The organism is SAR202 cluster bacterium, assembly GCA_016872355.1.
Lineage (GTDB): Bacteria > Chloroflexota > Dehalococcoidia > Lucifugimonadales > VGZY01 > VGZY01.
This window is the reverse complement of the sequence record VGZY01000104.1, coordinates 1-7,008: the sequence shown is the minus strand read 5'-3', so window position 1 is coordinate 7,008 and position 7,008 is coordinate 1. Positions and strand designations below refer to the sequence as shown.

General features: G+C 64.7%; 4 protein-coding genes, 2 tRNA genes and 1 pseudogene. 3 read left to right on the top strand and 4 right to left on the bottom strand.

Annotated features, from left to right (window positions below):
* The first annotated feature begins 221 nt into the window (after positions 1-221).
* Positions 222-297: transfer RNA gene (locus tag FJ319_14100), tRNA-His, on the top strand.
* A gap of 109 nt (positions 298-406) precedes the next feature.
* A tRNA-Arg gene (locus FJ319_14095) sits at positions 407-482 on the top strand.
* Between the two features lie 6 nt (positions 483-488).
* Here FJ319_14095 and FJ319_14090 read toward each other — a convergent pair.
* From FJ319_14090 to FJ319_14075, 4 genes and pseudogenes are all read right to left on the bottom strand, one after another.
* Positions 489-1,142, bottom strand: coding sequence for a response regulator transcription factor (locus FJ319_14090; protein ID MBM3935397.1), 654 nt, complete (start codon positions 1,140-1,142; stop codon positions 489-491).
* A complete protein-coding gene (locus FJ319_14085) occupies positions 1,135-2,625 on the bottom strand; it encodes a HAMP domain-containing protein (GenBank protein ID MBM3935396.1) in 1,491 nt (496 codons plus the stop codon). Before FJ319_14085 ends, FJ319_14090 begins: the two co-directional genes overlap by 8 nt.
* A gap of 58 nt (positions 2,626-2,683) precedes the next feature.
* On the bottom strand, positions 2,684-3,511 hold the full coding sequence (locus FJ319_14080) for a hypothetical protein (GenBank protein ID MBM3935395.1): 828 nt from the start codon (positions 3,509-3,511) through the stop codon (positions 2,684-2,686).
* Positions 3,508-4,424: pseudogene (locus FJ319_14075) on the bottom strand (ABC transporter ATP-binding protein). Before FJ319_14075 ends, FJ319_14080 begins: the two are co-directional and overlap by 4 nt.
* A gap of 47 nt (positions 4,425-4,471) precedes the next feature.
* Here FJ319_14075 and FJ319_14070 point away from each other — a divergent pair.
* On the top strand, positions 4,472-6,730 hold the full coding sequence (locus FJ319_14070) for a hypothetical protein (protein ID MBM3935394.1): 2,259 nt from the start codon (positions 4,472-4,474) through the stop codon (positions 6,728-6,730).
* Positions 6,731-7,008: the final 278 nt, after the last annotated feature.

Here is a 7,008-nt window from a genome sequence, read left to right as displayed (position 1 = left end):
CACCCATCAGCTCAGCGGCCTTACTTGCCTCGCAACGCCCCTCCAGAACAAGGTTCAGTATCTGTGCTCTCTTCGCTTCTCGCTCGGTCAAATGTAGTCCTCTCATGGACTGACATGTTCACTGAGCAGTTACCTACTGACAATATCACTGAGCAAAGACACCCAGCTTCGGCGCAATTGACCGCCATGCCCACGGATGTTAGAATTCATAATGCTTTATGGCGGGCGTGGCCAAGTGGTTAAGGCGCCAGGTTGTGGCCCTGGAGATCGAGGGTTCGACCCCCTCCGCTCGCCCCAGTCTCCTCCCCGTTGAAGTCCTCTCGGCAGTCAGCGTTCGGCCCGGTTGAATGGTCCTCGATGTGCCGTCAGCCGGCCACCCGGTGCTTACTGCCTGTGACCTTCATGCGCGCCCGTAGCTCAGTGGATAGAGCATTGGTCTTCGGAACCAAGGGTCGCGGGTTCGAATCCCTCCGGGCGCGCCAGCTCCTTCACTCCTTCCTAACGAATCCCTCGCGCCAGGCGTAGACCGCCGCCTGCGTGCGGTCTGCGAGGTGGAGCTTGCCCAGCACGTTGCTCACGTGGCCCTTTACCGTCTTTTCGCTGATGACAAGAGCCGCCGCTATATTCCCGTTCGTGCGGCCCTCCGCAATGAAACGGAGGACCTCCTGATCGCGCTCCGTCAGCTCCGAGTATGGATTGACCTTCGCCGACTTCTCTCCGCGCAGCTCCCGCACCAGCCGCGCGGCCACCGCCGGGTGCAGCACCGCCTCCCCGCGGGCCGCCGCGCGCACCGCGTCCGCCACCTCGGATGGCCCAACGCTCTTGAGCAGGAACGATAACGCGCCCGCCTGGATTGCCGGAAACACGTGGGAATCGTCGTGAAACGACGTGAGCACGACCACCTGGGTCCTTGGGCTCACCTGGCGCACCCGCTGGGTCGCGGCAATACCGTCCATCACGGGCATGGAGAGGTCCATGAGCACCACATCCGGCACCCGCTCCCGGGCCATCCGCACCGCCTCCTCGCCGTGAGTCGCCTCTCCCACGATATCGATGTCCGGCTGTGTGGAGAGGAAAGCCCGGATGCCGTCCCTGACCAGTTTATGGTCGTCCGCGATGATTACAGTCACTCTTTCAGCCATTCCCAGGTCCTTTCCGCGCCGGCGCCACGGCCACCACGGACGTCCCTTGAGCGCCGCTCGTCACGCTCAGGTTGCCTCCGATCGTCTCCATTCGCTCAGCCATTGACTTCAGGCCCACTCCGTCGAAGCTCGCGCCGGTGTCGAAGCCTTTTCCGTTGTCTGCGATCTCCGTGTGAATGCCGGAGGGGCGCGCCGTTAGTGTCAGTCGAACGTGCGTAGCCCTGCTGTGGCGGACCACTTTCGCAAGCGCCTCTTGCGCTAACCTGTAGAGGGCATCCTCAGCCTCCCGGTCGATCACTATATCCCCATCCAGTTCCAGCGAGGCGGCGATCGCCCCCTGCGCCCGGATGCGCTCGAGCAGCCCCGAGACTGCCTCAGCAAGCGGCTTGCCATCCAGCCCGATCGGCCGCAGCGTCTGGATTATCGCTGCCAGCTCCATCTGGCTTTGACGGGCGAGCTCAAACGATTCGACAAGCCGTCTTCGCGCGGCCTCGCGGTCGGTCTCCCACAGCGCCTGCGCCGCGCCCAGGTTCATGCTGATCGCGAAGACCTGCTGCTTCACGCTATCGTGGAGGTCACGCGCCAGCCTGTTGCGTTCGTCCATCGTGGACAGCTTCTGCCGGGCGGCGATGAGTTCCTCAAGCTCGGCCGACATCCGGTCAAGCTGCCTTCCAAGCTGGCCAAGCTCGTCGCCTGAGCCGTCCGAGATCCTTGGTGAGAAGTTGCCTCGACCCCATTCATTCGCGGCCGCGGACACCGCCGCGAGCCTGCGAGTCAGCCCACGGGCCGCAATCAGTCCGAAAAGCGTCCCAATGAGGCCGGCGGCGATAGTGAAAACAACCACGCTGCCGATCAACAGCGCCCCGAATGGCCCCAACGCGCCCAGGTAGCTGATGTCCGGCGTCGCAAGGGCCAGCGCACCGATGACCTGGCCGGACTCGCCGGCTATCGGAACAGCCACCATGCGCGCGCCGCTCCGTGGACGCGCGGAAAGCACGGCCGGGTCTCTTTCGCCGGCCAGGGCCGCGCCGAGTCCTTCCTGAAGGCCAGGGACTTCCGCCGGGTTGAAGGGCTCCGGCACGGGAAGCGGCGCCTCAATGTCGTCCGTGCCCAGCAGGCGACCTTGAGCGTCGAATACGAGGATTCGCACCTCCGGCTTTCGCACGTCCTCCCCGGCCAGGTCGAACGACCTGTCGCCGTCCCTCGTCTCCAGCCCGTCGCGCCTTACTCGGTCCAGCCACTCGTAGACTCCCGCCATATCCGGCGTCTCGCCGTCCAGAAACTGACGAAGTTGCGGGGCCACCTCAGTCTTCATCTCTTCCGCAACGACCTCGGGCATCCGGCCCACGATCACGATGAGGACGACGCCAGCGATAGCGAGAACGGTCGCCTCCAGGGCGGCAAGCACCGCAACGGTGACAAGCGTGTAGCTGAGCGCCAGCTTCCAGCGGAGCCGGCTGAATGCTTTGTGAAGTCCTTCCATACGGGTCCCGTTCGCCTTATTGCCGGGTGCCGGCAGTATAGCACGCCCTCGCGCCGGCCTAGTTTACGTCCCGCCTCCAGGCCAGCGCGGATACCACCGCCGCGACCGCAACCGCGCCGCAGAGCGCGGCCACCGCCTGGGCCGGCCCCGACGACGGTGGGTTTTGTACAAGGCTCTCCGGTATGAACTGCTCGGCGAGTGCGCGGGCATTAGGGCCGATAAACACAGACTTCAGGGCTTCAAGTATTGAATACCTGTCCGCCAGGCCGCTCACCGCATTCTCTATCGCCAGGAAGTACACAAGGCCCAGTCCAACCGCTGCGGCAATGCTCCGTGTTACAGAGGCTAGCGCCAGCCCGGACGCAGCCCATGCCATCAGGACCAGCCACGCCGCGCCGAATCCCAGTAACACGCCCGGCACGGAAGGCATGGTGACCGCCGCGCCTACCGGGCCGGAAAGCGCTATCGCCGCAGCAGGCGCTGCCACGAACGACGCAAGGACGAACGCGGCAATCGAAGCGCCCGTCGCCGCTATCTCGCCGGCCAGTACCGTATTTCTGACCGGGCGCTGCATGAATACGGTCTTGATAGTGTTCCAGATGAATTCGCTCCCCGCGACGACGGCCCCGAAGACAAGGGCGACGGCGCCGCCGAACCTCGCAAGGGTGTCCAGCCCAGCCACATGGAAATTCTTCACCATAAGTGTCTCGCGGACCAGTTCGAGGTCTGCTGCGCGCGCTGAGTCTCCCAGCACGTCGTTGCAGACGATGTACCCAACAACGTAACTCCAGAAGACAACAATCGCCACCGTCAAAGCGCCCAGCACCCACGTTGCGGCGCGCTTTCTTATCTTCAGCGTCTCTGCCCGGAAACTCCCGTTCATCATCTGGCCTCCTTGCTTTGTGTGAGCTGCAGAAATACCTCTTCCAGAGAACTCTGGAACTGCGATATCTCGAAGACCTCCACGCCCGCCGCAACCAGTCGCTGGTTCACCTTTCCGGCGAGGGCGGGATCAACCGCGATTCTGATCGCGCCGTTGTCGTTTGTGACGCCGGATACGCCTTCTATCGCAGCCGCCGCCTGCACCGCCAGGTCAACCGGACTTGCTCTGACGATCAACCCCTTGCCGCCGCGCAGGTCGGCCGTTGTGCCCTCCCGCAACATCCGTCCCTTCGCCATCACGCCCACCCTGTCGCTGACTTGCTGCACTTCCCCAAGCAGGTGGCTGGAGAGTATCACGGTCCTGTCACCTTGCCCGAACTGCCGGATAAGCGCCCGGATTTCTGCCATTCCTTCCGGGTCCAGCCCATTGGTGGGCTCGTCGAGCACCAGCAGGTCCGGGTCCTTCAGGAGGGCGGACGCTATCCCCAGACGCTGCTTCATCCCGAGGCTGTAAGTCCTGTACTTGTGTCCGCCGCGCTTCAGCAGCCCCACGCCGTCCAGCACCTCCTCAACCCGCTTGTCAGGTAACCCGTTGTAACGGGCCATCACTCTCAGGTTGTCGCGGCCGGACAGGTAAGGATAGAAAGTGGGCGTTTCAATAAGCGCTACGGTCTTTGCCAGTCCGTTGCGTCGCCCGGCGGGCGCCCGATCACGAGCGCTTTCCCGCTCGAAGGGCGTATTAGCCCCAGGAGCATTCTAAGCGTCGTCGTTTTGCCCGCGCCGTTCGGCCCCAGGAGGCCGTACACTTCGCCTCTTCGCACCGTCATCGACACGTTGTCCACGGCCACAACGTCTCTTCCGTACCGCTTGGTCAGGCCCTCGGCCTCCACCAGCGCTTCGCCATCCTTCAGTGCCATGTGCGCCTCGCTTTTCCTGTCTGTATGCCTGTCACAGGCCCATAGTAATGTGGCGGCCACCGGGCTACGCGGGTCGCAAGTCCTGTTTCGCAAGGGTCTCGAGTCCCGGACAGGGAGCAACCCGCGCACTCCTGTTGTCTCGGCGATATAATACCGTTCAGCTAAGCCCGCAGGAGGCCTGCATGAAGCTCAATGACCTGTTCGATTCCATTCCACCCGGCGGCATAGCTACAATCGCAGGGGCCGGCTACCGCGACGGCATCCCCGCGAAGGAGGCCGATGCGGGCACACCGCAGGGCGTCGCACGCCTGCCGAACGGAGACCTTGCCGTGGCGGACATGTGGGGACACCGCATCTGGCGAATAGACCGTGAAGGTACGCTTCACACCATCGCCGGCGACGGCGTGCCCGGCAGGAGCGGCGACGGCGGCCCGGCCTCGAAGGCGCGCGTCTTCAAGCCCCACGACCTGACCATCGACCGCCACGGCAACATGTACTTCTCCGACAACGGGAACCGCACATACAGAAGGATCGACTACAGCACCGGCGTCATCACGCGCGTCGCGGGGTCCGGCCGCTACGGCAGGGGCGGCGACGGCGGCCCTGCACTTGAGGCGGAGTTCGATACGATCTCCGGCGTGGCCGTCGACGACGAGGGCAACATCTTTGTCACCGGCCCGTGGATGAGCAACGTCCGCCGCGTGGACGCCAGGACCGGCGTGATTGAGGTCTACGCCGGCCTTTCCGCCAGGCACTACCCGGCGGAGCGCGGCAACAGCCGCCCGTTCGCCGGATCGAAAATGTGGGCCGCAGGCTATTCCGGGGACGGCGGGCCGAAGGAGAACGCCACGTTCCGCGAGCCGGAGCACCTCGCCCTGGACTCTAAGGGCAACCTGTATGTCTGCGACAACGCCAACAACCGCATCCGCAAGATAGACCGCAAGACCGGCATCGTCTCCACCGTGATCGGCACGGGCGAGCCATCGTCCGCGGGCGACGGCGGCCCCGCTGTTGAGGCGAGCATCAACATCCCTGACGCCATCGCCATCGACGTCCACGATAACGTCTACATAGGCGAAAAGGGCGGATTCCGCGTCAGGAAGATTGACGCGAAGACCGGCATCGTCTCCACGCTCGTCGGCACGGGCGTCCCGGGTATGGGCGAGGAAGATGTGCCCGGTGTGGAGAGCACCTGCAACTGCGTGGAGGCTGGCCTGTGGGCCGACCCCGACGGCACGGTCTTCTGGGGCGACAGCGGCGGACGGTTAAGAAAGTACGACCCCGAGACCGGAAGGGTCAGCACGATCTTGGGTGGCACATCCGTCCACGACGGCGGCCCGGAGGCGCTGGCCTTCATCTGCGGCCCCGGCGGCATAGATGTCGGCCCGGACGGCTCCATCTACTTCGCGGACACCTGGGGCCAGCGCGTCCGCGCCATCGGCCCCGACGGCATTATCCGCACCATCGCCGGCAACGGCGCGCGCGCCTACGGCGGCGACGGCGGCGAGGCCACGCAGGCGTACCTTGGCAACCCGTACGACGTCTCCGTTGACTCTCACGGCCGCATCGCCATCGCGGACTCCCGCCACGGCCACGTGCGCCGCATCGAGACCGACGGCACAATCCGTAACGTCGCCGGCGCGGCGTTCCAGTGGGACAAGGGCGACGGCGGCCCGGCAATCTGCGCCAACCTCATGTACCCCCAGGCGGTCGCGTACGCCCCCAACGGCGACATGTATATCGCCGATGGCCCGGCGGGCCGCATACGCAAGGTGGACGCGGCCACCGGCGTTATCACAACCTTCGCGGGCACGGGCATCCCCGGCTACAAGGGCGACGGCGGCCCGGCCGGTAAGGCGCGTATCGGCTCCGCCCGCGCCATCCGGTTCGATTCGTCCGGCAACCTCTACTTCGTCGATGAGCAGTTCCATGTCGTCCGCAAGGTGGACCCATCCGGCGTCATCACCACAGTTCTCGGCACGGGTGTAAAGGGCTTCTCGCCCGATGGCACCCCCGCGTCCAGGGCGAAGCTGGACACGCCGTCAGGCCTCGAAGTCACGCCCTCAGGGCGCATCTATGTCTCGGATACCTGCAACAACGCCGTCCGCACTGTTGAGGACGGCGTGCTGAAGACCGTCGCGGGCGACCCCGCCCGGCCCGGCGACCAGGGCTCAGGCGGCCCAGCAACGGCAGCAGGCCTCAACTGGCCCTACGGCCTCCGAATCTATGGTGACAGTATCCTCTTGATCAGCGACCACTGGAACGGCCGGATCAAAGCGGTGAAGCTGGGCAGGGCGGCGGAATAGGGTCGTAACGCTCTGTAGGAGCGTGTTCCCTTAACCCAGCCCAACGGGCTGGGTAAGGTCCGACATATCAAACGGCCTGAAGGGCCGTGTCGAGTCATTCCGAGGGATGGGCCCGGCACAGGCCACGTTGATATGGCCGGGATAACACGCCCCTTCAGGGCGTTTCGCTAATTGGTCTTTTTACCCAGCCCGGTGGGCTGGGCTCAGGGAACACGGCCCTTCAGCAACTGTCTTGGAAGTCAATAGAGATTCTGGCTCTTTCAGCGTTTTGTCGTCGG